27 protein-coding genes and 1 tRNA gene are annotated in these 25749 nt (G+C 39.6%); 20 read left to right on the forward strand and 8 right to left on the reverse strand.

Annotated elements, in window-relative coordinates:
• From motB to egtV, 4 genes are all read left to right on the forward strand, one after another.
• Positions 1-774 (forward strand): flagellar motor protein MotB, encoded by a 774-nt coding sequence (motB, locus tag CS889_RS04315; RefSeq protein WP_001085350.1) that lies wholly within the window; start codon positions 1-3, stop codon positions 772-774.
• Positions 771-1217, forward strand: coding sequence for a hypothetical protein (locus CS889_RS04320; protein ID WP_001081239.1), 447 nt, complete (start codon positions 771-773; stop codon positions 1215-1217). Before motB ends, CS889_RS04320 begins: the two co-directional genes overlap by 4 nt.
• A 113-nt stretch (positions 1218-1330) precedes the next feature.
• Complete coding sequence (egtU, locus tag CS889_RS04325; RefSeq protein WP_089086942.1) at positions 1331-2992, forward strand: ergothioneine transport permease/ergothioneine binding protein EgtU; 1662 nt, start codon at positions 1331-1333, stop codon at positions 2990-2992.
• Between the two features lie 3 nt (positions 2993-2995).
• Positions 2996-3646, forward strand: a complete 651-nt coding sequence (egtV, locus tag CS889_RS04330; protein WP_089086943.1) for an ergothioneine transport ATP-binding protein EgtV — start codon at positions 2996-2998, stop codon at positions 3644-3646.
• Between the two features lie 3 nt (positions 3647-3649).
• Here egtV and CS889_RS04335 read toward each other — a convergent pair whose 3' ends face one another.
• A complete protein-coding gene (locus CS889_RS04335) occupies positions 3650-3829 on the reverse strand; it encodes a hypothetical protein (protein WP_001872805.1) in 180 nt (59 codons plus the stop codon).
• On the opposite strand from CS889_RS04335, the gene CS889_RS04340 reads away from it, so the two are divergent.
• The 7 genes from CS889_RS04340 to CS889_RS04370 all read left to right on the forward strand — a co-directional run bounded on the left by CS889_RS04340 (position 3821) and on the right by CS889_RS04370 (position 10235).
• Entirely contained in the window at positions 3821-4282 is a 462-nt protein-coding gene (locus CS889_RS04340; RefSeq protein ID WP_000437205.1) for a hypothetical protein, read from the forward strand. The genes CS889_RS04335 and CS889_RS04340 overlap by 9 nt on opposite strands.
• A complete protein-coding gene (gene uvrC / locus CS889_RS04345) occupies positions 4283-6067 on the forward strand; it encodes an excinuclease ABC subunit UvrC (RefSeq protein WP_089086944.1) in 1785 nt (594 codons plus the stop codon).
• A gap of 10 nt (positions 6068-6077) precedes the next feature.
• Positions 6078-7343 carry a homoserine dehydrogenase gene (locus CS889_RS04350; protein WP_079359326.1) on the forward strand — a complete coding sequence of 422 codons (1266 nt, stop codon included), beginning with the start codon at positions 6078-6080 and terminating at the stop codon, positions 7341-7343.
• On the forward strand, positions 7344-7688 hold the full coding sequence (locus CS889_RS04355; protein ID WP_001974044.1) for a YraN family protein: 345 nt from the start codon (positions 7344-7346) through the stop codon (positions 7686-7688).
• 88 nt (positions 7689-7776) lie between these two features.
• Complete coding sequence (trxA, locus tag CS889_RS04360) at positions 7777-8097, forward strand: thioredoxin (RefSeq protein ID WP_000020199.1); 321 nt, start codon at positions 7777-7779, stop codon at positions 8095-8097.
• 5 nt (positions 8098-8102) lie between these two features.
• Positions 8103-9038: a thioredoxin-disulfide reductase gene (trxB, locus tag CS889_RS04365; RefSeq protein ID WP_089086945.1), complete on the forward strand. Its 936-nt coding sequence runs from the start codon at positions 8103-8105 to the stop codon at positions 9036-9038.
• 375 nt (positions 9039-9413) lie between these two features.
• Positions 9414-10235 carry a glycosyltransferase family 25 protein gene (locus CS889_RS04370; RefSeq protein WP_089086946.1) on the forward strand — a complete coding sequence of 274 codons (822 nt, stop codon included), beginning with the start codon at positions 9414-9416 and terminating at the stop codon, positions 10233-10235.
• A gap of 217 nt (positions 10236-10452) precedes the next feature.
• Here the strand turns inward: CS889_RS04370 and CS889_RS04375 are convergent, their stop codons facing one another.
• From CS889_RS04375 to CS889_RS04405, 7 genes are all read right to left on the reverse strand, one after another.
• Positions 10453-10701, reverse strand: a complete 249-nt coding sequence (locus tag CS889_RS04375) for an RNA-binding protein (RefSeq protein ID WP_000790555.1) — start codon at positions 10699-10701, stop codon at positions 10453-10455.
• A 326-nt stretch (positions 10702-11027) separates the two neighbouring features.
• Positions 11028-11708 carry a F0F1 ATP synthase subunit A gene (locus tag CS889_RS04380; RefSeq protein ID WP_000401208.1) on the reverse strand — a complete coding sequence of 227 codons (681 nt, stop codon included), beginning with the start codon at positions 11706-11708 and terminating at the stop codon, positions 11028-11030.
• 121 nt (positions 11709-11829) lie between these two features.
• Positions 11830-13275, reverse strand: coding sequence for an IMP dehydrogenase (gene guaB, locus CS889_RS04385; RefSeq protein WP_001221693.1), 1446 nt, complete (start codon positions 13273-13275; stop codon positions 11830-11832).
• A gap of 9 nt (positions 13276-13284) precedes the next feature.
• On the reverse strand, positions 13285-14646 hold the full coding sequence (gene gatA, locus CS889_RS04390) for an Asp-tRNA(Asn)/Glu-tRNA(Gln) amidotransferase subunit GatA (RefSeq protein WP_089086947.1): 1362 nt from the start codon (positions 14644-14646) through the stop codon (positions 13285-13287).
• 58 nt (positions 14647-14704) lie between these two features.
• Positions 14705-15295: a dephospho-CoA kinase gene (gene coaE / locus CS889_RS04395; protein ID WP_089086948.1), complete on the reverse strand. Its 591-nt coding sequence runs from the start codon at positions 15293-15295 to the stop codon at positions 14705-14707.
• A 1-nt stretch (position 15296) separates the two neighbouring features.
• Complete coding sequence (locus CS889_RS04400) at positions 15297-16085, reverse strand: spermidine synthase (protein WP_025452258.1); 789 nt, start codon at positions 16083-16085, stop codon at positions 15297-15299.
• Between the two features lie 92 nt (positions 16086-16177).
• Positions 16178-17068 (reverse strand): hypothetical protein, encoded by an 891-nt coding sequence (locus tag CS889_RS04405; RefSeq protein ID WP_089086949.1) that lies wholly within the window; start codon positions 17066-17068, stop codon positions 16178-16180.
• A 76-nt stretch (positions 17069-17144) separates the two neighbouring features.
• Between CS889_RS04405 and der the strand changes: the two genes are divergently transcribed.
• From der to CS889_RS04450, 9 genes are all read left to right on the forward strand, one after another.
• Complete coding sequence (gene der, locus CS889_RS04410) at positions 17145-18536, forward strand: ribosome biogenesis GTPase Der (RefSeq protein ID WP_089086950.1); 1392 nt, start codon at positions 17145-17147, stop codon at positions 18534-18536.
• 141 nt (positions 18537-18677) lie between these two features.
• Positions 18678-18962 (forward strand): HU family DNA-binding protein, encoded by a 285-nt coding sequence (locus CS889_RS04415; protein WP_001029066.1) that lies wholly within the window; start codon positions 18678-18680, stop codon positions 18960-18962.
• 60 nt (positions 18963-19022) lie between these two features.
• Positions 19023-19099: transfer RNA gene (locus CS889_RS04420), tRNA-Arg, on the forward strand.
• A gap of 571 nt (positions 19100-19670) precedes the next feature.
• A complete protein-coding gene (locus tag CS889_RS04425) occupies positions 19671-20276 on the forward strand; it encodes an LPP20 family lipoprotein (protein ID WP_001236611.1) in 606 nt (201 codons plus the stop codon).
• Between the two features lie 19 nt (positions 20277-20295).
• Positions 20296-20913 (forward strand): HP0838 family lipoprotein, encoded by a 618-nt coding sequence (locus CS889_RS04430; RefSeq protein WP_001268721.1) that lies wholly within the window; start codon positions 20296-20298, stop codon positions 20911-20913.
• Entirely contained in the window at positions 20910-22673 is a 1764-nt protein-coding gene (locus tag CS889_RS04435; protein WP_089086951.1) for an OmpP1/FadL family transporter, read from the forward strand. The genes CS889_RS04430 and CS889_RS04435 overlap by 4 nt, the downstream gene beginning before the upstream one ends.
• 21 nt (positions 22674-22694) lie before the next feature.
• A complete protein-coding gene (pseB, locus tag CS889_RS04440) occupies positions 22695-23678 on the forward strand; it encodes a UDP-N-acetylglucosamine 4,6-dehydratase (inverting) (protein ID WP_172825152.1) in 984 nt (327 codons plus the stop codon).
• Complete coding sequence (coaBC, locus tag CS889_RS04445; protein WP_089086953.1) at positions 23675-24952, forward strand: bifunctional phosphopantothenoylcysteine decarboxylase/phosphopantothenate--cysteine ligase CoaBC; 1278 nt, start codon at positions 23675-23677, stop codon at positions 24950-24952. The genes pseB and coaBC overlap by 4 nt, the downstream gene beginning before the upstream one ends.
• Positions 24952-25689: a hypothetical protein gene (locus tag CS889_RS04450; protein WP_089086954.1), complete on the forward strand. Its 738-nt coding sequence runs from the start codon at positions 24952-24954 to the stop codon at positions 25687-25689. Before coaBC ends, CS889_RS04450 begins: the two co-directional genes overlap by 1 nt.
• The last annotated feature ends 60 nt before the right edge of the window (positions 25690-25749 follow it).

Here is a 25749-nt window from a genome sequence, read left to right on the forward strand (position 1 = left end):
ATGGCTAAGAAAAACAAACCCACCGAATGCCCCGCCGGTGAAAAATGGGCGGTTCCTTATGCGGACTTTTTGTCGTTGTTGCTCGCGCTTTTTATCGCTCTTTATGCCATTTCAGCGGTCAATAAATCCAAAGTGGAAGCCTTAAAAACCGAATTTATTAAGATTTTTAATTACGCTCCCAAGCCAGAGGCGATGCAGCCGGTTGTAGTGATCCCCCCTGATTCAGGGAAAGAAGAAGAGCAAATGGCGAGCGAAAGCTCCAAACCGGCTTCGCAAAATACCGAAACAAAAGCCACTATCGCTCGCAAAGGCGAAGGCAGTGTTTTAGAGCAAATTGATCAAGGCTCTGTTTTAAAGCTCCCCTCTAGTTTGTTGTTTGAAAACGCTACATCAGATGCTATCAATCAAGACATGATGCTCTATATTGAACGGATCGCTAAAATCATTCAAAAACTCCCTAAAAGGGTGCATATCAATGTGAGAGGTTTTACGGATAATACGCCTTTAATTAAAACCCGTTTTAAAAGCCACTATGAATTAGCCGCCAATCGTGCTTATAGGGTGATGAAAGTCCTTATACAATACGGCGTGGATCCTAACCAATTGTCTTTTTCTTCTTATGGCTCTACCAACCCTATCGCGCCTAATGATTCCCTAGAAAACAGAATGAAAAACAATCGTGTGGAAATCTTTTTTTCAACCGATGCGAACGATTTGAGCAAGATCCATTCTATTTTAGATGAAGAATTCAATCCCCACAAACAGCAAGAATGAATCGCATGAATAAAAATTATCTTTTAATCTTTTTGTTGTTAGCGAGCCTTATTGCTAGAGAGAAGGACGCTTCTTCAAACCTTTTTGATTTGATTGATAAGGGGATCAACAGAGAACAAGAACTAAAAGAGCAGGAGCAAAAAACGCGCTTGAAACTGGCTCAAAGCCCTTTAGTGGCGTTAGAGATTGTCCCCCAAGAAACGCCCTATTTAGAATGGCAAGGGGCTAGGGAGTCGTATTATTTGAAAGTGAGCGCTGTAGTGGAGAGCGTGGTTATTTTAAAGATTGACATCAATCAGGGGCGTTCTTGCTCGCTCTACCCCACGCCTAAAAGCGTTTCTTTAGTGAGGAATCAAAGCGTAGCCTATGAAATTTTATGCGAAAACCAGCCGCTATGGATAGAAGTTAGCACGAATTTAGGCAAACGCACCTTTCAGTTTTAATTTGATTGGTTTTTGGCTTTGTTTTAAAAAAGTTTGCGCTTGTTGTTGATGGTAAAAATTTGATTTAAACCCAATTAAGAAAAACCTTTTTATATCAAATAAGTTTGGTTATAATGCCAAACATGGGCGTTTTTAAACAATTGATCAAAGAATTGTATGAATGGTTGCTCCATTCTGTAGATGTAATTACGCAGCATTTAATTGCTATGGCGTTAAAAATAAGCGTGGTAAAATATTTGATAAAAGAATTTCATGATCGCTTCATTTACTTTATAGATTTGATCGCGCAGCATTTTATCATCGTTGCGCTTTCCAGTCTTATCGTGCTGGTGTTTGGGGTTTTGATTGGGGTTTTTGTGTTTTATAATTCAAAGGCTAGGGCGTTTTTGCTCCCTGTGGTGAATTTCCTCTACACCATCCCATCGCTGGCGTTATTCGCGTTATTCATTCCTGTGATTGGGGTGGGGTTAAAAAACGCGCTTTTGGTGTTGGTCTTATACGGCTTGTTACCCATTGTCCATAGCACTTATAACGCTTTAAAAGAGGCGCGAGAAGAGGTCATTAAGGCCGCTATTGGGCTAGGGTGTAACCCCAAAGAGTTGTTTTTTAGGGTGCGATTCTTGCTCGCTATCCCCCAAATTTTAGTGGGCTTAAGGATTGCGGTGGTGATGTTAGTGGCGATGGCTGGGATCGGAGCGCTCATTGGGGCTGGGGGCTTAGGGCAGGCGATTTTTAGAGGGCTAAACACGCAAAATACCACGCTTTTAGTGGCGGGTAGTTTCATCATCGCTCTTTTTAGCGTTTTAGCGGATCAATTTGTGAGCGTGTTTCAGCATGAAAACGCCTTGCAACGCCTATTTTCTCAAAACGCCACCCAAAAACAAAAAAGAAGAGTTTATATTAATTTAGCGGTGTTTCTTTTTTTATTGCTAGCGAGCGCTTTATGGCTCATTCCTAGAAACGCCATAGAAGAAAAGCCCTTAGTCGTGGCGACAAAACCTAGCAGCGAGCAGTATATTTTGGGCGAGATTTTAAGCCTTTTATTAGAAAAACACCATATCCCTATCAAGCGAGCGTTTGGCATTGGTGGGGGGACGATGAATATCCATCCGGCATTGATTAGGGGCGATTTTGATTTGTATGTGGAATATACCGGCACCGCATGGGTGAACACGCTCAAAAACCCTTTGACTCAAAAAGTGGATTTTGAAACGATTAAAAAGCGTTATGAGAAGGAATTTAATCTTTTATGGGTGGGGCTTTTGGGCTTTAATAACACCTATTCTTTAGCGATTTCTAAAGAAGACGCTCAAAAATACGCGATTGAAACTTTCAGCGATTTAGCCTTTCATAGCCCGAATTTTGATTTTGGAGCGGAGTTTGACTTTTTTGAAAGAGAGGACGCTTTTAAGGGCTTAGTGAAAGCTTACCGCTTTCATTTTAGAAGTTTGCATGAAATGGATATTAATTTGCGTTATAAAAGTTTTGAATCCCATAAGATCAACGCTTTAGACGTTTTCACCACAGACGCTCAAATCAAAGAGCTGGATTTAAAGGTGCTTAAGGACGATAAAGGGTTTTTCCCCAATTATCAGGCCGGTATTGTTATAAGAAAAGAAATAGTAAAAAAGTATCCTGAAGCACTAGAAATCTTAGAAAAATTGGATTCAAAAATTAACGATGAAATGATGCAAGATTTAAACTATCAGGTGGAAGTGTTGAAAAAAAGCCCTAAAATCGTAGCTAAAGATTTTTTAGAAAGATTAGGGTTATAAAGCATGAAAGAAATCGTCAAAATAGAGAATGTGTCTTTTAACTACCACAATCGCGCTGTTTTTAAGGATTTTAATTTAAGCATTGAAAAAGGGGATTTTTTATGCGTTTTAGGGGAGAGCGGGAGCGGCAAAAGCACGCTTTTAGGCTTGATTTTAGGGCTTTTAAAACCCAATCTTGGGAGCGTTAAAATCTTTAATGAGACCCTTTCAAACAACGCTTTTTTACGCCAAAAAATAGGCTATATCGCTCAAGGCAATTCCTTATTCCCTCATTTAAACGCTCTACAAAACATGACCTTTTGCCTTAATTTACAAGGCATAAACAAACAAGCCGCTCAAAAAGAAGCCAAAGCCTTAGCGTTAAAAATGGGGTTAGATGAGAGTCTTATGGATAAATTCCCTAATGAATTGAGTGGGGGGCAAGCTCAAAGAGTGGGCATTATTAGGGGGATTATCCACAGGCCAGAACTCATTTTATTAGATGAGCCTTTTAGCGCTTTAGATAGTTTGAATCGTAAGAATTTACAGGATCTCATCAAAGAAATACACCAAAATTCTTGCGCTACTTTCATTATGGTAACGCATGATGAAAGCGAGGCGCAAAAGTTGGCCACAAAAACCCTAGAAATCAAAGCCCTTAAACAAGAGCAGTGATTTTTAAGGCTGATTTAAAAATTCTGGCGTGGTGTTATTGGTGGGCGTTTGCATAGAAGAATTAGAGCTGTTTGAAGTTTTTTTAGCGGGTTTTTCATTGAATGGGGGTGCTTTATAGCCGCAAGCTTGAATCGTTATCGCTACAAGTATTAAAAAGCATGTTAAGATCGGTTTATGGAACAAAATATTTTCTCCTTACTCATTCAAAAAAAGTCTTATAAAAAGCTTGAAACTCTTTTGAAACTCAAAAAGCTTAAGGTTTTTATGCCTTTAAGTTTACAAGAAAATTTGCTTTTTATCTTCATCAAAGACTCTAAATTGCTTTTTGCGTTTAAAGATCTTTGGGCTTCTAAGGAATTTAACCAGCGATTCGCTAAAGAAATCAGCCATTTTTTGAACACGCAAGGGCATGCTTATGGGTTAGATGGGTTAGACGGGTTAGAAATTTTAGGTTATGTGCCTAAAGACTCCTTAGAAAAAGCCAATTTTTATGCCCCTATTAAAAAACAAGCCCAATTTTATCGCCCTAGCGCTTTAGGGTTGTTCCATAACCCCATTAAAGACGCTCGTTTGCATGAATGTTTTGAAAAAGCGCGCGCTTTGATCCACTACCAACGCAGTTTTTTTGAGGAGTGAATGGCTGATTTATTGTCCAGTTTGAAAAACCTTTCTAGTAGTAGTGGCGTGTATCAATATTTTGATAAAAACCACCAATTACTCTACATCGGTAAGGCGAAAAATTTAAAAAAGCGCATCAAAAGCTATTTTTCTGTCCGTAATAATGAAATCACGCCCAATCCTCGCACAAGCTTACGCGTCCAAATGATGGTCAAACAAATCGCTTTTTTAGAAACCATTTTAGTGGAAAACGAGCAAGACGCTTTGATTTTGGAAAATTCTTTGATCAAGCAGCTCAAGCCTAAATACAACATTCTTTTAAGAGATGATAAAACTTACCCTTATATTTACATGGATTTTTCCACTGATTTCCCTATCCCTTTAATCACACGAAAAATCTTAAAACAGCCTGGCGTTAAATATTTTGGCCCTTTCACGAGCGGGGCTAAGGACATTTTGGACAGCTTGTATGAATTGCTCCCGTTGGTTCAAAAGAAAAATTGCATCAAGGATAAAAAGGCATGCATGTTTTATCAAATAGAGCGTTGTAAAGCCCCATGCGAGGATAAAATCACCAAAGAAGAGTATTTAAAAATCGCTAAAGAATGTTTAGAAATGATTGAAAATAAAGACAGGCTCATCAAAGAGCTTGAATTGAAAATGGAGCGCCTTTCTAGTAATTTGCGTTTTGAAGAAGCTCTGATTTATAGGGATAGGATAGCTAAAATCCAAAAAATCGCCCCCTTCACTTGCATGGATTTGGCCAAACTCTATGATTTGGATATTTTTGCTTTTTATGGTGGGAACAACAAGGCGGTGTTAGTGAAAATGTTCATGCGTGGGGGTAAAATCATTTCTTCAGCGTTTGAAAAAATCCACTCCCTTAATGGGTTTGACACTGATGAGGCGATGAAACAAGCCATTATCAATCATTACCAATCGCATTTGCCTTTGATGCCTGAACAGATCTTATTGAGCGATTGCTCTAATGAGGTGCTTAAAGAATTGCAAGAATTTATCTCTCATCAATATTCTAAAAAAATCGCTCTTAATATCCCTAAAAAGCGCGATAAACTCGCTTTAATAGAAATCGCTATGAAAAACGCTCAAGAGATTTTTAGTCAAGAAAAAACCTCTAATGAAGATCTGATTTTAGAAGAAGTGCGATCGCTTTTCAATTTAGAGTGCGTGCCTTATAGGGTGGAAATCTTTGACACAAGCCACCATTCAAACAGCCAATGCGTGGGGGGAATGGTCGTGTATGAAAATAACGCCTTTCAAAAAAACTCTTATCGGCGTTACCATTTAAAAGGCTCTAACGAATACGATCAAATGAGCGAATTGCTCACTAGAAGGGCTTTAGACTTTGCTAAAGAGCCACCGCCTAATTTGTGGGTGATAGATGGAGGGAGGGCGCAATTAAACATCGCTTTAGAAATTTTAAAAAGCAGCGGGAGTTTTGTAGAAGTGATCGCCATTTCTAAAGAAAAAAGGGATTCTAAAGCTTATCGCTCTAAAGGGGGCGCTAAAGACATTATCCATACGACTAGTAATACTTTTAAATTGCTCCCTAGCGACAAACGCTTGCAATGGGTGCAAAAATTGCGCGATGAAAGCCACCGGTATGCGATAAACTTCCATAGATCCACTAAACTTAAAAACATGAAACAAATCGCTCTTTTAAAAGAAAAGGGCATAGGAGAAGCCAGCGTGAAAAAATTGTTGGATTATTTTGGGAGTTTTGAAGCGATAGAAAAAGCGAGCGAACAGGAAAAAAACGCCGTTTTAAAAAAACGAAAATAAAGGAAAAAACATGAAAAAAAGATTGAATATAGGGCTTGTGGGTTTAGGGTGTGTGGGGAGCGCGGTCGCTAAAATCTTACAAGAAAATCAAGAAATCATCAAAGACAGAGCCGGCGTGGAAATTAAAATTAAAAAAGCGGTGGTGCGAGACGTGAAAAAACACAAAGGCTATGCTTTTGAAATCAGTGATGATTTAGAAAGCTTGATAGAAGATAAAGAAATTGATATTATCGTGGAGCTTATGGGTGGGGTGGAAGCGCCTTATCTTTTAGCTAAAAAAACTTTAGCCAAACAAAAAGCCTTCGTTACAGCCAATAAAGCCATGTTAGCGTACCACCGCTATGAATTAGAGCAAATCGCTAAAAACACCCCCATAGGCTTTGAAGCGAGCGTGTGTGGGGGTATCCCTATTATCAAGGCTTTAAAAGACGGCTTGAGCGCTAATCATATCCTTTCTTTTAAAGGGATTTTAAACGGCACGAGCAATTACATTTTAAGCCAGATGTTTAAAAATCAAGCGAGTTTTAAGGACGCTTTGAAAGACGCGCAACATTTAGGCTATGCGGAATTGAACCCTGAATTTGACATTAAGGGCATTGATGCAGCACACAAATTGTTGATTTTAGCGTCTTTAGCGTATGGTATTGATGCGAAATTAGAAGAAATCTTGATTGAAGGCATTGAAAAGATAGAGCCAGATGACATGGAATTTGCTAAAGAGTTTGGTTATAGCATCAAACTTTTAGGCATCGCTAAAAAACACCAGGATTGCATTGAATTAAGGGTGCATCCAAGCATGATTAAAAACGAATGCATGCTCTCTAAAGTGGATGGGGTGATGAACGCTATCAGCGTTATAGGGGATAAGGTGGGCGAAACTTTGTATTATGGGGCTGGGGCTGGGGGAGAGCCTACCGCAAGTGCGGTCATTAGCGATATTATAGAAATCGCAAGGAAAAAAAGCTCTCTAATGCTGGGCTTTGAAACCCCTCAAAAACTCCCCCTAAAACCCAAAGAAGAAATCCAATGCGCTTACTATGCGCGCTTGTTAGTGAGCGATGAAAAAGGGGTTTTTTCTCAAATCAGCGCGATTTTAGCCCAAAATGATATTTCGCTCAACAATGTCTTACAAAAAGAAATCCCGCAATCCAACAAGGCTAAAATCTTATTTTCCACGCACACCACCAACGAAAAATCTATGCTGAACGCTCTTAAAGAGCTTGAAAATTTACAAAGCGTGTTGGATACCCCTAAAATGATTCGTTTGGAAAATTGAATGCGATTTTTGAATAACAAACACAGAGAAAAAGGCTTAAAGGCTGAAGAAGAAGCTTGCGAATTTTTAAAAACGCTGGGCTTTGAAATGGTGGAGAGGAACTTTTTTTCACAATTTGGCGAAATTGATATTATCGCTTTGAAAAAAGGGGTTTTGCATTTCATTGAAGTCAAAAGCGGGGAAAATTTTGATCCCATTTATGCGATCACGCCGAGCAAATTAAAAAAGATGATTAAAACGATCCGCTGTTATTTGTCTCAAAAAGATCCCAATAGCGATTTTTGCATTGACGCCCTTATTGTGAAAAATGGTAAATTTGAGCTTTTAGAAAATATCACTTTTTAGATTTTTATCAAAAATCAATGCGTTTTCATTAACATTCTTAAGCTAATATAATTCTCGTTAATCAAAATCATATATTTAGGAGTAACCAATGAGTCACTATATTGAATTAACTGAAGAAAATTTTGAAAGCACCATTAAAAAAGGGGTTGCGTTAGTGGATTTTTGGGCACCATGGTGTGGTCCTTGCAAGATGCTATCCCCTGTGATTGATGAATTAGCTAGCGAATATGAAGGTAAGGCTAAGATTTGTAAAGTCAATACCGATGAGCAAGAAGAATTGAGTGCGAAATTTGGTATTAGGAGCATCCCTACGCTTTTATTCACAAAAGATGGCGAAGTTGTCCATCAGTTGGTGGGCGTGCAAACTAAAGTTGCTTTAAAAGAGCAATTGAACAAACTTCTAGGCTAGTAGCCATGATAGATTGCGCGATTATTGGAGGTGGTCCTGCGGGTTTGAGCGCGGGGCTTTATGCCACTAGAGGCGGTGTTAAAAACGCCGTTTTATTTGAAAAAGGAATGCCTGGAGGGCAAATCACCGGCAGTAGTGAGATTGAAAACTATCCGGGCGTTAAGGAAGTGGTAAGCGGGTTGGATTTCATGCAACCATGGCAAGAGCAATGCTTTCGCTTTGGCTTAAAGCATGAGATGACCGCCATTCAAAGGGTTTCTAAAAAAGGCTCTCATTTTGTTATTTTGGCAGAAGACGGCAAGACTTTTGAAGCTAAAAGCGTGATCATCGCTACCGGTGGTAGCCCTAAACGCACAGGCATCAAGGGCGAGTCAGAATTTTGGGGTAAAGGCGTTAGCACTTGTGCGACATGCGATGGCTTCTTTTACAAAAACAAGGAAGTAGCAGTGCTTGGTGGGGGCGATACCGCCGTAGAGGAGGCGATTTATTTAGCCAACATCTGCAAAAAAGTCTATCTCATCCACAGAAGAGATGGTTTTAGGTGTGCGCCTATCACTTTAGAGCATGCTAAAAACAATGATAAGATTGAGTTTTTAACCCCTTATGTGGTGGAAGAAATCAAGGGCGATGCTTCTGGCGTGTCTTCTTTAAGCATTAAAAACACAGCCACTAACGAAAAAAGAGAATTGGTCGTGCCAGGGCTTTTTATTTTTGTGGGTTATGACGTGAATAACGCCGTGTTGAAACAAGAAGACGAATCTATGCTATGCGAATGCGATGAATACGGCTCTATTGTCGTGGATTTTTCCATGAAAACGAACGTTCAGGGCTTGTTTGCGGCAGGGGATATTCGCATTTTTGCCCCTAAGCAAGTGGTTTGCGCTGCAAGCGATGGCGCTACGGCAGCCTTAAGCGTGATTTCTTATTTAGAACACCATTAAATCAAGCTTATAACCCTAAATTTTTAGGGTTATGGGTTCTCGCTTCAAACATTCATTGGATTTTCAAAACTTGTAAGGTATTTTAGGTTTCTTGTTATTTTAATCTTATTTTAGCTGCAATGTCATTTCGTTCTCTTGCTTTGTTTTAATTAAATATTAATCACAAAATTTAAAAACGCTCAAAACATTTTTTACAATCAATATAATAAAAGAACTTGTTTAATCAAAAAAGCACTCCTTAGGGGGTTGTGGGGATTTAGTTGGAGGTTGTAGGGGGGAGAACTATTTTTAATACCCCCTTATTCTCTTAAGAGTTTTATGATAAACAGAGCCTAAAAACGATATACTCTATTAAAAATTATGGGAGTCTAAGCTTTGCGTGTTTTTATCATTTCTTTAAATCAAAAAGTGTGCGATAAATTTGGTTTGGTTTTTAGAGACACCACGACTTTACTCAATAATATCAACGCCACCCACCACCAAGCGCAAATTTTTGATGCGATTTATTCTAAGACTTTTGAAGGCGGGTTGCACCCCCTAGTTAAAAAGCATTTACACCCTTATTTCATCACGCAAAACATCAAAGGCATGGGGATTGCAACCAATCTCATCAGTGAGGTTTCTAAGTTTTATTACGCTTTAAAATACCATGCGAAGTTTATGAGCTTGGGGGAGCTCGGGTGCTATGCGAGCCATTATTCCTTGTGGGAAAAATGCATAGAGTTAGATGAGCCCATTTGTATTTTAGAAGACGATATAACCTTGAAAGAGGATTTTAAAGAGGGTTTGGATTTTTTAGAAAAACACATCCAAGAATTAGGCTATGCGCGTTTGATGCATTTGTTGTATGATGCCAGCGTGAAAAGTGAGCCATTGAGCCATAAAAACCACGAGATACAAGAGCGCGTGGGAATCATTAAAGCTTATAGCCATGGGGTGGGGACGCAAGGCTATGTGATCACGCCCAAGATTGCCAAAGTTTTTTTGAAACACAGCCAAAAATGGGTTGTTCCTGTGGATACGATAATGGACGCTACTTTTATCCATGGCGTGAAAAATCTGGTGTTACAACCTTTTGTGATCGCTGATGATGAGCAAATCTCTACGATAGCGCGAAAAGAAGAACCCTATAGCCCTAAAATCGCTCTAATGAGAGAACTCCATTTTAAATTTTTGAAATGGTGGCAGTTTGTATAAATAAAAATTGTAAAAAATACTAACGAGCGTTTTAAAGTTGTCCCTATTTGATTGGAACAAAACCAATTTTTAACCGCTTTTAAGAATGGATTAAAATTTTAAGTAGATTTTAAAAGGGTTTTAACCCCTTTTAGATTCTATGCACGATCTAAATAAGACGCATTAAAAGAATGGAGCGCATTAGAAAATTATTTTCTAGTTTTCTAATGCTTTAAGATTAAGACTTTTTAGGATTGGCTTCGGTTACCCTAATCGTTCTGCCCATAAAATCCGTATTGTCCAATTTAGCAATCGCTTCCCTAACGCCCTCTTCTTGCATTTCTACAAAGCCAAAACCTTTAGGTTTCTTCGTTTCTCTGTCATAAATCAGCTTGACATTAAACACTTTGCCAAATTGACTGAAAAGCTCCTTGACTTGCTCACTGGTAGCGCTATAAACCAAATTCCCTACATAAATGTTTTTCAAGATAAAATTCTCCGGTAAAAAAATGACAACATACCCATAAGAATATGAAAAAGTTATAAAAAAGTAACACTTCTAAAACCCAAACACATCCAAAACAGAAGTATGGTGGATTTTATCTAATGATTGCTTAAAAAATTATAAAAGCTATTAAAATTGGGTATTGATAATAAAATACGAAAGAGCTTACACGCGCAAGCGGTAATTTTAAAAAGCGTTATTAAAGGATATGGGGAGCATGGTTTCAAAATCACCCCCTATCCTTTTAAAAACTTTACCATGAAGCAAAGTTTAAAACACCATATCAAAGCCAAACAAGGACGCTTTATTTAATGTCCTTCATCGGTCAAAACAGCCCCTGCCAGATACACATAAGTAAGGATCATAAAAACAAAAGCTTGTAAAATCCCCATAAAAAACAACACCATAAAAGGCGCTACAGGAACCGCCCAAGGCACTAATAAAAGCATGATGAGCAAAAACATGTCATCGCCCTTGATATTCCCAAACAAACGAAACGATAAGGACACGATCCTAGAAAAATGCGAGATGATCTCAATAGGGAACATGAAAGGGGCGAGCCACTTCACAGGGCCTGCAAAATGAGCGAAATACTTAAAAAAGCCCTGCGCTCTAATGCCTTCAAAATGGTAATAAAAAAACACAATCAGCGCCAAAACCAGCGTAAAACTCCAACTAGCCGTAGGGGATTCAAAACCAGGAATGATGCCTATCATGTTAGAAAAAAAGACATACAAAGCGATCGTGCCTGCTAGGGGGAAGTATTTGCGGGCCAATTCTTCACCTATAATATCCTTAGCCACGCTCAAAATCGCGCTAATGATGCTCTCATACACATTCTGCAAACCCATAGGCACCATCTGCATTTTGCGCGATGCGCCAAGCGAAATAAAAAACATCAAAACCGCTGTCAAAACGACAAAAAACCCGGTGATAAAATCATGATTGGAGCTAAAAAAATTAGCAATAGTAAATACTCTGTGTTCCATGAAAAAGTTTCTCTAAGCCTTATTGAAAATTTCCTTAATTGTAGCAATTAAGTTTTAAAAACTCATTAAACCAAGCTTTTTAACGAGTTTTTTAACGATTTGTCTTGTTTTCTTTTAAAATTCACCCATAATAATTAGGGGCTTCTTTGGTAATATCCACGCCATGCACATGGCTTTCTTTTAACCCCGCACTAGTGATTTCTACAAATTCAGCGTTTTGATACAATTCCAAAATATTCTTCGCCCCCTGATACCCCATAGAAGAACGCACGCCCCCTACTAATTGGAAAATCATATCCGAAACCTTACCACGATAAGGCACACGCCCTTCAATGCCTTCTGGGACTAATTTTTCACTCGCCACGCCCTCTTGAAAATACCTATCAGAACTCCCTTTAGTCATAGCCCCAATGCTACCCATGCCCCTATAGCTTTTATATTGCCTCCCTTGGTAAATCATAAAATCCCCAGGAGATTCTTCTGTGCCAGCGAGTAAAGAGCCTATCATCACGCTTGATGCCCCCAAAGCCAAAGCTTTAGCCACATCGCCTGAATAGCGGATCCCTCCATCGGCAATCACAGGAATATCAAATTTAGACGCCACTTCCACGCAATTATCAATCGCGCTCACTTGGGGCATTCCCACCCCGGCCACAATCCTAGTGGTGCAAATGCTCCCTGGCCCAATACCCACTTTAACAGCGTCCGCTCCCGCGCTAATCAAATCGCTTGTGGCCTCTTTAGTCACCACATTCCCCACAATCACATCCACAACTAAGCTTTTTTTAATCTCTTCTAAAGTGTGTAAGATATTGGCTGAATGCCCATGCGCGCTGTCTAGCACCAACGCATCCACCCCCGCTTTAACTAACATTTCAGCCCTATCCAACTGCCCCACTCCAATAGCCGCCCCCACTCTCAACCTCCCAAAATCATCTTTATTGGCCTCAGGGTATTCAATGCGTTTTTGAATGTCTTTGATCGTGATCAAGCCTTTTAAAACATTATCTTTATCCACAATGGGCAATTTTTCAATCTTATGCTTGTGCATCAAATCGCTCGCTTCATCCAAGCTAATGCCCACATGAGCGGTAACTAAAGGCATTTTAGTCATCACATCGCCCACTTTTTTACTCAAATCGGTTTCAAAGCGCACGTCCCTGTTGGTTAAAATCCCAATCAACAACCCCTTATCATCTACCACAGGCACACCTGAAATCTTGTAATTATCCGTTATGACTTTAGCGTCCGCTAGCGTCCTGTGCGCATGGATAAAAATAGGATCATTAATCACCCCGCTCTCGCTTTTTTTAACTTTAGTGATTTCTTTGACTTGCGTTTGAATATCCATGTTTTTATGCACGATGCCAATACCCCCAAGGCGCGCCATAGCGATAGCGGTTTTATGCTCTGTAACCGTATCCATAGCCGCGCTAATAAAGGGGATATTCAAACCAATATTTTTGGTTAGGCGAGACTTTAAGCTCACATCTTTAGGTAAAACGCTGGATTTTCTAGGCACCATCAACACGTCTTCAAAAGTCAAAGCCCTTTGTAAAATTCTCATTTTCTATCCTTAATCTAATTTTAAATCTAATTCTTGCTCTAAAGCGTAAGAAACGTCTAAAAGGCTTTGCTCATCAAAAGCTTTAGCGATGAATTGCATCCCTATGGGCAAGCCTAAAGGATCTTTAGCGACCGGTAAAGAAAGGGCCGGCAAACCGCTCAAATTCGCCCCAATCGTGTAAATATCGCTCAAATACATTTCTAAAGGGCTTGCATGGTAATTGAATAAGTGGGCACTCGTGGGAGCTACAGGGGTGAAAATCAAATCCACTTCTTCAAAAATCTTGTTGTATTGCTCTTTAATCATCAAACGCATTTGCTGGGCTTTCAAATAATAAGCGTCATAATACCCACTGCTTAAGACAAAATTCCCTAACATGATGCGCCGTTTCACCTCATCGCCAAAACCTTCACTGCGGCTTTTGAGATACAATTCTTTCAAATCTTTAATATTTTGAGCCCTCCTCCCGTAACGCACCCCATCAAATCTAGCCAGATTCGAACTCGCTTCAGCCATGCTGATAATATAATAAATAGAGATTTGATAATGCGAATCCAACATCTTTTTTTCCACAATCTCATGCCCCATTTCTTTCAAGGCTTTAATAGTGTTTTCATAAGCGAGTTGCACTTCATTGCTCGCGTCTTTAATGTGATCCCTTAAGATAGCGATTTTAAAGCGTTTGTCTCTGTTAAGGTTTTTAAAGGTTTGCGTGGGTTTGAGATTGGCGCTCGTGGAGTCCTTGCTATCATACCCGCTAATAGCGTCAAATAAAATAGAAGCGTCTTCTACATTTTGCGTGATAGGCCCGATTTGATCAAAACTAGAGCAATAAGCGATCAAGCCATAACGGCTCACCCTCCCATAAGTGGGTTTTAACCCCACGCACCCGCAATAGCTCGCCGGCTGTCTGATAGACCCGCCCGTATCACTCCCTAAAGCCGCCACCGCTAAGCCACCAGCTACCGCTGCTGCGCTCCCCCCACTGCTCCCCCCAGGCACTCTGTTTTTGTCTCGTGGGTTTTTAGTGATCCCATAGCAACTAGACTCCGTGGTGCTTCCCATCGCAAACTCGTCCATGTTAGAAAGCCCAAACCCTGCCATGCTGTTTTGGTGCAAGTTTTCAATTACGCTCGCATGATAAGGGGCGACATAGCCTTCTAAAATCTTACTAGAACAAGTGATTTCCCACCCCTTAACGCTGATATTGTCTTTAATAAGGATTGGCACCCCTTTAGTGCTAGCACCATTAAGACTAGGGGCTTTAATATAAGCGTTCAAATCTGAAGCTCTAACCTTAGCGTCAATTTCGTTTTTAAGGGTTTCTAATTCATCTTGGGATAAAGAAAGGGCTTGTTTTAAAGTGATCATGTTTTTAGCCTTACAAAAAATTTAATGGTAGTTTAACATGCTTAGGTATAAAACGAGCTTATAAGAGCGTTTTTAAAAAGCGTTCAACTTGCTTATTTAAATCTTTCAAACTGGAGCTGTTGTCTATAATGTAATCGCTCATGGTGCGTTTTTGCTCTATATCCATTTGACAAGCTAAGCGCTGCAAAATTTCAGCTTCTTTGAGTTTGTCTCGCTCTAAAAGGCGCTCAATCTGTAAAGACCTAGGCGCATAGATTAACACCACCCTACTCACAGGATAGCGTTTTTTACCCCCCACTTCAAAAAACAAAGGGATGTCTAAAAAATACGCTTGATGATCCTTTTCTAATTCACAGGCTTTTTTAAGCATGCATTCACGGATTAAGGGGTGTAAAAAATCCTCTAGCCACTTTAATTTATTAGCATTTTGAAACACGATCGCGCCAAGTTTTTTTCTGTTAAGAATATCTTTTTCTAAAATATCTGATCCAAAATGTTGGGCGATCTCTAGCCGATGCTCTTGCAATAATTGGTGGGCGATCTTATCCGCATCTAAAATTTCATAGCCTTGCGATTCTAATATTTTAAGGGTGGTGCTTTTACCGGTGCCTATCCCCCCTGTGAGAGCGATAGCGTTTTTTAAGATCATTTTAAGATTTGATATTGTCTTTAAAGACTTCTTGTAAATTTTTAGGCAAAGCGAATGCAGCCCTATGAATGTCTTCGTTATAGTATCTCACGCTTTTTAGCGCTTCTATTTTTGGCGTCATTAGATCTTTTAAGGGGTGGGTTTTAAAAGAAGCGTAAATATAACCCTTATTGCTCAAAATCCTTAAAGGCGCTACAAAAGGCATGGCAATAGGAAAAAAGTCGCCCAAGTTTTTAAGGGCGTTTTGCATGCTCACATGCTCTAATAACGGGTGTTTGGCTACCGAAATAAACACCCCATCTTCTTTAAGCATTCTTTTTAAACCATCCACTTTATGAATATCCGGCTCTTGCAAGCAAAGGATCAAATCGTATTTTTTAATGTCTAAATCTAAAAGTTGTTTAGCGTGCGTGAAATTCTTGTTATTTTTCACTTCATGGAAATGGGGGAAAAAACTAATAAAGCTATCCAAAATCTTTTCATCCGCTTGCACAAAATCTATACGCGTGTCGTATTTAAAAAGCTGGTGGGCTAATTCCAAATCAAACCCATCCACAATCAAAACCTCTTTAAGCTCTTTCTTGGTGCAACCCCCCATATGAGCGAGCAACTCGCTTTCAATGTGCAAAAAATTCTTGAACAATAATTGGCGGTTGAGCATCGCAATTTCACCAAAATCCTTAGATTTAAAAATCTCTAAGATATTATGCTCGCTTCTCACATCTAATAATTTCGCTTCTATGGTGTATTCTTTACGCAAATACGGCGTGATTTCTTGGGTGATCCACATATAACATTCCTTAGTTTGCTTTTTAACAATATCCATGCCTTTGAAACGCTAACATGCTACCCAAAAAAATCTAAATTATCGTAATAAACGCCCTAACTTTCCTTAAGACATTCTAAAAAAAGTTCCGTATCGCTCTTAAAGCGCTCTTTTTTAAAATCCAAATCAATACTGATGGCTTTATGCTGGCTGTCTAATTTATCGGTTGAATGTTTTTTTAACACCATTTGACACTTTGAAATCTCCATGGTATCTAAAGCCTTATTCTCTATCGTATAAACATTATCGCTCTTTTTTTCTAACAAAAAGGATTCATAAAAAGGCCTTAAACTCAAATCGCTGTCATTGGTGGTATAAACATACGAAGAAATTTTGCCCTTAAATTGCGCGATTTGCGTTTTAGTGTCATTAAAAGTGAAAGTTTGGATCTGGCGATCTTTATCGTTTTGATCTTTTAAAAAACGCTTCAAGGCTTTGGATTTGATTTCTACCAACCATTGATCCCCTTCTTTACTCATCACAATATCCCCATCCTTTAGGGGGTAGAAATTTTGTTGGGAATATTCAATGAGTTTTGGATTTTTTGTTTTTCTTTTCGGTTTGTAAAGGAACGGGTTTTTTATATCATTATTAGCATTGTTAGTGTTGTTATCAGACTCATTTGGGTATAAGGGTGGGTTTTTTTCATTATTATCGCTTGGCTCATTCAATAAAATCACAGAATTTTCAGGGTTAAAAGAATTGTCCTCATCTTTAGTCAGTTGGAAAAAAGCGTTTCTTTCCTCTATAGGCTGATACACCATGTTTTGTAAAAAAATCGTTTCGCTAAAGACTTCATAATCCGAATCCACATAGCTAGGGCGTTTAGAGCCGTCATTTTCTTGCTCTTGGGCTTTTTTTTGTAATTTGATAAAGCTCTCTTGCGAGCAAGCTAAAAAGCATATTAAAATCATTATTACCACGCCTATTTTTTTGACTAAAAACAATGCTAGACCCTTATTTAAGCTTTAAATAACTATAATATTGTAATCTAATTTTGATTAAATTGAAGCGATAAAAAAGATGAATACAACCCATAAAACTTTAAAAACCATTGCGATTTTAGGCCAGCCTAATGTGGGGAAAAGCTCACTATTTAACCGCCTGGCTAGAGAAAGGATCGCTATCACTTCAGATTTTGCAGGCACCACACGAGACATTAACAAACGAAAAATCGCATTGAACGGTCATGAAGTGGAATTGTTAGACACAGGAGGCATGGCTAAAGACGCTCTTTTGTCTAAAGAAATCAAAGCGTTTAATTTAAAAGCCGCTCAAATGAGCGATTTGATTTTGTATGTTGTGGATGGCAAGTCTATCCCTAGCGATGAAGATCTTAAGCTTTTTAGAGAGGTTTTTAAGATCAACCCTAACTGCTTTTTAGTGATCAATAAAATTGATAACGACAAAGAAAAAGAGCGAGCTTATGCGTTTTCTTCTTTTGGCATGCCAAAAAGTTTTAATATCTCCGTTTCGCACAATAGGGGCATTAGCGCATTAATTGATGCGGTATTGAACGCATTGAATTTAAACCAAATCATGGAGCAAGATTTGGATACGGATATTTTAGAGAGTTTAGAAGCCTCTAATAACGCATCAAAAGAAGAAAATAAAGAAGAAGAAATCATTCAAGTAGGCATCATTGGGAGGGTGAATGTGGGCAAAAGTTCGCTTTTAAACGCGCTCACAAAAAAAGAAAGGAGTCTTGTCTCTAGCGTGGCTGGCACGACCATTGACCCCATAGATGAAACCATTCTAATAGGCGATCAAAAAATTTGCTTCGTGGATACCGCTGGCATCAGGCATAGGGGTAAAATCTTAGGCATTGAAAAATACGCGCTAGAACGCACGCAAAAAGCCTTAGAAAAATCCCACATCGCGCTTTTAGTGTTAGACGTGAGCGCTCCTTTTGTGGAATTGGACGAAAAGATCAGCTCCTTAGCGGATAAACACTCTTTAGGCATCATTCTTATTTTAAACAAATGGGACATCCGCTACGCCCCCTATAAAGAGATCATGGCAACCTTAAAAAGGAAATTCCGCTTTTTAGAATACGCCCCTGTGATCACAACCAGCTGCTTAAAAGCGCGCCATATAGATGAAATCAAGCATAAAATCATAGAAGTCTATGAGTGTTTTTCCAGACGCATTCCCACAAGCTCACTCAATAGCGTGATTTTTCAAGCCACCCAAAAACACCCCTTGCCAAGCGATGGCGGGAAATTAGTGAAAGTATATTACGCCACGCAATTTGCCACCAAACCCCCTCAAATCTCTCTTATCATGAATCGCCCTAAAGCCTTGCATTTCAGTTACAAACGCTATTTGATCAACACTTTAAGGAAAGAATTTAATTTTTTAGGCACGCCTTTAATCCTTAACGCTAAAGATAAAAAGAGCGCTCAACAGAATTAAATTTTTTATGCATTAAACCCCCTTAAAAAAGCGTTTTTGCTTGATTTATCTTTAGGATTTGATTATAATTACCGCTCAATCAGCTAGGCTAAGCGGTTGAATCGCTTGGTTTTGGCATCCATTAGAAAAGGGGTTATCCACATGAACAAAGCGGAATTTATTGATTTGGTTAAAGAAGCGGGTAAATACAACAGCAAAAGAGAAGCTGAAGAAGCGATCAACGCCTTTACTCTGGCGGTAGAGACAGCTTTAAGCAAGGGTGAGAGCGTGGAGTTGGTTGGTTTTGGCAAATTTGAAACCGCAGAGCAAAAAGGCAAAGAGGGTAAAGTGCCAGGAAGCGATAAAACTTATAAAACTGAAGACAAACGAGTGCCTAAATTCAAACCCGGCAAAATCCTTAAACAAAAAGTTGAAGAAGGCAAGTGAGTCTGATTCACTCGGCAAGGGGCTTATCAGTTGGTAAGTTTCTTGCTTACTTAATAAAATGTCCTTGTAGCTCAGCTGGATAGAGCGTATGATTCCTAATCGTAAGGTCGTGGGTTCGAATCCCGCCAAGGACACCATTCGCACTATTTTCACTATCATAAGAATTTAAAATAATCGTTGTTTTAAAAAGGTTAGTGATTATAAAGAAATTAAAAACCCTTTTTGAATCATTTTAAAAAATTTTTACTTTATTCTTTAAAGAAGCACTCAAAACAATTATTTTCTTTTTCATCTTATTTAAAAAATATTCAAAGCATTTTACAATTAAAAAGATCTTTCAAAAAGCAAGCGATAACCTCTATAAAAGCACTCTTTAAGGGGTTTTTAGTTGTGGGTTGTAGGGGAGGATTTTTCAAAATGCCCCCTATCCTAATTAAGAAATGAGTTTAAAAATCAAACTTAAAAAATGGGTTTTATCATAAAATAAAAACTTAAAACGATACAATCAAGCCATTAAAATCCCCCTTTTTAAAAATTCTAGTTATCCCTATTAAAAATTGAGAAAGCCAAAAAATAAATCATAATCCCCTAGACTTTAAATTAAATTAAAAACTCACTAACCTTAAGCTTAGTAAAAATATCCGCATGACAAATCCATTCAAAAATGATATAATACCCCTTAATGAATTCATTTTAAGGAAAATGCCCATGCGTTTGCACACTGCCTTTTTTGGTATTAATTCGTTGCTTGTCGCCACTCTTTTGATAAGCGGTTGCAGTCTCTTTAAAAAGCGTAACACTAACGCTCAGCTAATCCCCCCTTCAGCTAACGGGTTGCAAGCCCCCATTTATCCCCCAACCAATTTCACCCCCAGAAAGAGCATTCAGCCTCTCCCAAGCCCTCGCCTTGAGAATAACGATCAGCCCATTATTAGCTCTAATCCCACTAATGCTATCCCTAACACCCCTATTCTCACGCCTAATAATGTCATTGAGTTGAATGCGGTGGGCATGGGTGTGGCTCCAGAATCCACCATTTCGCCCTCTCAAGCCCTAGCTTTGGCCAAGCGAGCGGCTATCGTTGATGGCTACCGCCAGTTGGGTGAAAAAATGTATGGTATTAGAGTGAACGCTCAAGACACCGTCAAAGACATGGTTTTACAAAATTCCGTGATTAAAACCAGAGTCAATGCCCTCATTCGTAACGCTGAAATCACTGAGACCATCTATAAAGACGGCTTGTGCCAGGTGAGCATGGAGCTTAAATTAGACGGCAGGATTTGGTATCGTATTTTGAGCGGAGCGAGAGGATAAACTCTCTCACTCTATAATCATGCGGTATTTTAGAAGCGCTTTTTTATTATTTTTCATGACGCTTTTTTTTGTCTCTTGCTCCAAGCACCCTTTTTCTAAGCAAACCCCCAAAACTAGGGAGCAGATCAGACAAGAAGAAGCCAATAAAAAAAGAGAAGAGACTTTAAATGCCTTGCGCCAATTCAGACTCATTTACATTAACACGCCGGTTTTTCGCTTTTATGATTACGGCACGATCAAAACCGATAAAGACCACAATACTGAAGTAACCCTTTATAAGCTCAGTCAAAAAGTGGGCGATATTTACATGACTAAACGAAGCATTTGTTTTAGCCAAAAATGTTCGGCCAAATGGATTGCTGCAAGGGATTTGTTTGGTAAGGTGAGCTATGGGGATTTGTTTGATGACATTGTTTTAGGGAGGGATATTTTTAAAGGTTTAGGGAAACGCCACCTAACCCCTGAATACGTGATCCAAAGGTTTCAAAAAAGCGGGGAAATTATCCTTTATGAAAGAAAAAATGGTCTGATTTCTTTCCAGAATTTGACGCAAAAAATTGCTATTAGGATTGAACCCTATGAGCCTTCTTTGCAAGATTTAGAAGATAATGAAAACGCTGATAGCGAGCTTCAATGAAAAACTTTTCCCCACTCTATTGTCTTAAAAAGCTCAAAAAACGCCATTTAATCGCTCTGAGCCTGCCTTTGCTTTCTTATGCGAATGGCTTTAAAATCCAAGAGCAAAGCTTGAATGGCACGGCTTTAGGCTCGGCGTATGTCGCTGGGGCTAGGGGCGCTGACGCTTCCTTTTACAACCCGGCGAATATGGGCTTTACTAACGATTGGGGCGAAAACAGAAGCGAATTTGAAATGACCACCACCGTGATTAACATTCCAGCCTTTAGCTTTAAAGTCCCTACGACCAATCAAGGCTTGTATTCGGTAACGAGTTTAGAAATTGATAAAAGCCAACAAAATATTTTAGGCATCATCAACACTATAGGGCTTGGCAATATCCTTAAAGCGCTTGGCAATGTGGCCGCTACCAACGGCTTATCACAAGCAATCAATCGTGTTCAAGGGCTTATGAATCTAACCAATCAAAAAGTCGTAACCCTCGCTTCAAAACCTGACACTCAGATCGTGAATGGCTGGACGGGCACGACTAATTTTGTTTTACCTAAATTCTTTTATAAAACGCGCACGCATAACGGCTTCACTTTTGGGGGGAGTTTCACCGCTCCTAGTGGACTAGGCATGAAATGGAATGGTAAGGGGGGGGAATTTTTGCATGACGTTTTTATCATGATGGTAGAGCTTGCCCCTAGCATGAGCTACACTATCAATAAACGCTTTTCAGTGGGTGTGGGTTTAAGAGGGCTTTATGCGACCGGGAGCTTTAATAACACCGTTTATGTGCCTTTAGAGGGCGCTTCAGTTTTGAGCGCGGAGCAAATCTTAAACTTGCCCAACAATGTTTTTGCCGATCAAGTGCCAAGTAATATGATGACTTTATTAGGCAATATTGGCTACCAACCGGCGCTTAATTGCCAAAAAGCCGGTGGGGATATGAGTGATCAGAGCTGTCAAGAGTTTTATAACGGCTTGAAAAAAATCATGGGTTATAGCGGTTTAATCAAAGCGAGCGCGAATCTTTATGGCACGACTCAAGTCGTGCAAAAGTCTAACGGGCAAGGCGTATCAGGGGGGTATAGAGTGGGTTCGAGTTTGCGTGTGTTTGATCATGGCATGTTTTCTGTGGTGTATAATTCTTCAGTTACCTTTAACATGAAAGGCGGTTTGGTGGCTATCACAGAGCTTGGCCCTTCTTTGGGGAGCGTTTTGACTAAAGGCAGCTTGAATATCAATGTTTCACTCCCCCAAACTTTAAGCTTAGCCTACGCCCACCAATTTTTTAAAGATCGCCTAAGGGTTGAAGGGGTGTTTGAGCGCACCTTCTGGAGTCAAGGGAATAAATTTTTAGTCACCCCTGATTTTGCGAACGCCACTTACAAAGGCTTGAGCGGGACGGTGGCTTCCTTAGACTCTGAAACGCTTAAAAAAATGGTAGGCTTAGCGAATTTTAAAAGCGTGATGAACATGGGGGCTGGCTGGAGGGACACCAACACCTTTAGATTAGGGGTAACTTACATGGGTAAAAGCCTTCGTCTAATGGGTGCTATTGATTATGACCAAGCCCCAAGCCCCCAAGACGCGATAGGTATTCCGGACTCTAATGGCTATACCGTAGCTTTTGGGACTAAATACAATTTTAGGGGCTTTGATTTAGGCGTAGCGGGGAGTTTCACTTTTAAGAGCAACCGCTCTAGTTTGTATCAATCCCCAAGTATTGGGCAATTGAGAATCTTTAGCGCTTCCTTAGGCTATCGCTGGTAAAACATGCCAAATCATCAAAACATGTTGGATAACCAAACGATTTTAATCACCGGAGGCACTGGGAGTTTTGGCAAACGCTTTGTTCGTAAAGTTTTAGACACCACCAACGCTAAAAAAATCATCGTTTATAGCCGAGATGAATTAAAACAAAGCGAAATGGCCATGGAATTTAACGATCCCAGAATGCGTTTTTTTATCGGCGATGTCAGGGATTTAGAGCGCTTGAATTACGCTTTAGAGGGCGTGGATATTTGTATCCATGCGGCCGCGCTCAAGCATGTACCTATCGCTGAATACAACCCCCTAGAATGCATTAAAACCAATATCATGGGAGCGAGCAATGTGATTAACGCATGCTTAAAAAATGAGATTAGCCAGGTCATCGCCCTAAGCACCGATAAAGCCGCTAACCCCATTAACCTCTACGGCGCAACCAAATTGTGCAGCGATAAGCTCTTTGTGAGCGCGAATAACTTTAAAGGCTCTTCTCAAACGCAATTTAGCGTGGTGCGTTATGGTAATGTGGTGGGTAGTCGTGGGAGCGTGGTGCCGTTTTTTAAAAAATTAGTCCAAAACAAAGCGAATGAAATCCCCATTACCGATATTCGCATGACACGATTTTGGATCACCTTAGATGAGGGGGTTTCTTTTGTGCTTAAAAGCTTGAAAAGAATGCATGGGGGTGAAATTTTTGTGCCTAAAATCCCTAGCATGAAAATGACCGATCTCGCTAAAGCCCTAGCCCCCAATACCCCTACTAAAATCATAGGGATTCGCCCGGGCGAAAAACTCCATGAAGTGATGATCCCTAAAGATGAAAGCCATTTAGCCCTAGAATTTGAAGACTTTTTTATCATTCAGCCCACTATAAGCTTCCAAACGCCTAAAGATTACACGCTCACCAAACTCCATGAAAAAGGCCAAAAAGTCACCCCTGATTTTGAATATAGCAGCCACACTAACAACCAATGGCTAGAGCCTGATGATTTGTTAAAATTATTATGAATTTTTTAGAAGATTTGTTTTACCCCTTAAGATTGTTAGAAAACAAGCGCGTTTTATTGCTCGTGAGCGGATCTATTGCGGCGTATAAATCCCTAGAATTAACGCGCTTGTTGTTTAAGAGTGGGGCTAGTATTCAAGTGGTGATGAGTGAGGGCGCGCAAAAGTTCATCAAGCCCTTAAGCTTTGAAGCCTTGAGCCATCATAAAGTCTTGCATGATCGTAATGAAAAATGGTATTACAACCACCAAAACAAATTGCACCACAACCACATCGCATGCGCTGCTAATGCTGATTTACTCATCTTTGCCCCTTTAAGCGCTAACAGCCTGTCTAAAATCGCTCACGCTTTAGCGGATAATACCATCAGCGCGACTTTTTTAGCTTGCGCTTCCCCTAAAATCCTAGCCCCTAGCATGAACACTAACATGCTCAATTCCCCTATCATTCAAAGTAATTTAAAACGCTTGAAAGATTCCAACCACATTATTTTAGACACCCAAAACGCCCTTTTGGCATGCGACACTAAAGGCGATGGGGCGATGGCTGAGCCTTTAGAAATCCTTTTTAAAGCCACCCAAACGCTCTTAAAAGACGCTTATTTTGAAAACAGAGAAGTCATAGTCATGGGCGGCGCGAGTATAGAAAAGATTGACAGCGTTAGAGTTATTAGCAATCTTTCTAGCGGGATTCAAGCGAGCGCTTTAGCCCTAGCGTTATATTTTAAGGGAGCGAAAGTGACTTTGATTGCATCCAACTTCCCTACCCCTTTGCCCAAAGAAATCACAAGCATTCCCGTTAGCGACACCGCTTCTTATGAAAACGCCTTAAATAACGCCACTAAAAACTTGCAAAAACATGCCTTAAAACCCCTGCTCTTCAATTTAGCCGCCATTAGCGATTATTTGCCTAAAACTTCTTTTAACCATAAGCTTAAAAAAAGCGAATTGGGTGAAACCCTAAACGTTGAATGCGTTCAAAATAAGGATTTACTGGCTTCTGTCAATCCTAATCAATTCGTTAAAATCGGTTTTAAAGCTGAAGACGATCAACAAAACGCCATTAAAAACGCTCAAAATCTTTTAAAACCTTCTCAAAACAACGGCAAGGATTGCTCTGTGGCCGCTTTGAATCTCATTAAAGATTCACGCCCTTTTGGCTCATTAGAGAATGAATTGTGGCTCTTTAGCCATAAAAAAACCCAAAAAATCCCCTCCATGAACAAACTAGAAGCGAGCTTTAAAATCCTTGATTTTATCAAAGACAACGCCCTTTAATGCTAGAAGCCCTAAATGCCCTAAACCAGCTTAATGCCCTTCATTCCAAAAACGCCGCGCACCATTTTAACGCCACTTTACCCATTCTTTTAAAAGTGCTAGAAAAACAAGATAAAGATCTTTTTCTTTTGCAAGTGGGTAATAAAATTATCCCCACCAAAAGCGAACAGGAATTAAAAATCAATCAGCCTTATTTTGCGATCATGCAAAGGAATCAGCTGGGCGATATTGTGCTTAAAAATTTAGTGCCTGCCCCAAAAATCTTAGACGCATTAGACGATTTGCCAGCCCTTGAAATGAAAAAAATAAAAGAGATATTGAGTGCCAAAGACAACACCCCCCTAAAAGAATACAAAGAACTTTTGAGCGAAAAATTAATCCATGCTAAAAGCTCGCAAGAGTTTTTGAATACAGCCAACATGCTTTTAAGCTTGCAATCGCAGGTTTTAAGCTTTGTGATTGAAAACGAACGCAAAAAAGCTTTTTTACAGATGAAAGCCAAAAAACAAAGCGTTGATTTTTACGCTCTGTATCCTAACTTGGGCGAAATTGGCGGCGTTATTTATTTGAAAGAAAAAGAAAAACAGCTTTTTTTAAAAACCACCCTCCAAAGGACTCAAGAGGTTTTAAAAGAGGCTCAAAACACCCTTTTAGGCTTTTCTTTTGTGGAAATTGTGTGCGAAAAAACCCCCATGCTTTTCGCCTTTGAAGAGCGCTTATTGGACACGCTGGGGTAGGATTTTAGCGTTTTAAAAACGCCTTTATAATGGATTTAAGCGCTTTTAAATCCAATAAAA

Origin of the sequence: Helicobacter pylori (genome assembly GCF_900120335.1) — a bacterium.
Taxonomy (GTDB): Bacteria; Campylobacterota; Campylobacteria; order Campylobacterales; family Helicobacteraceae; genus Helicobacter; species Helicobacter pylori_BU.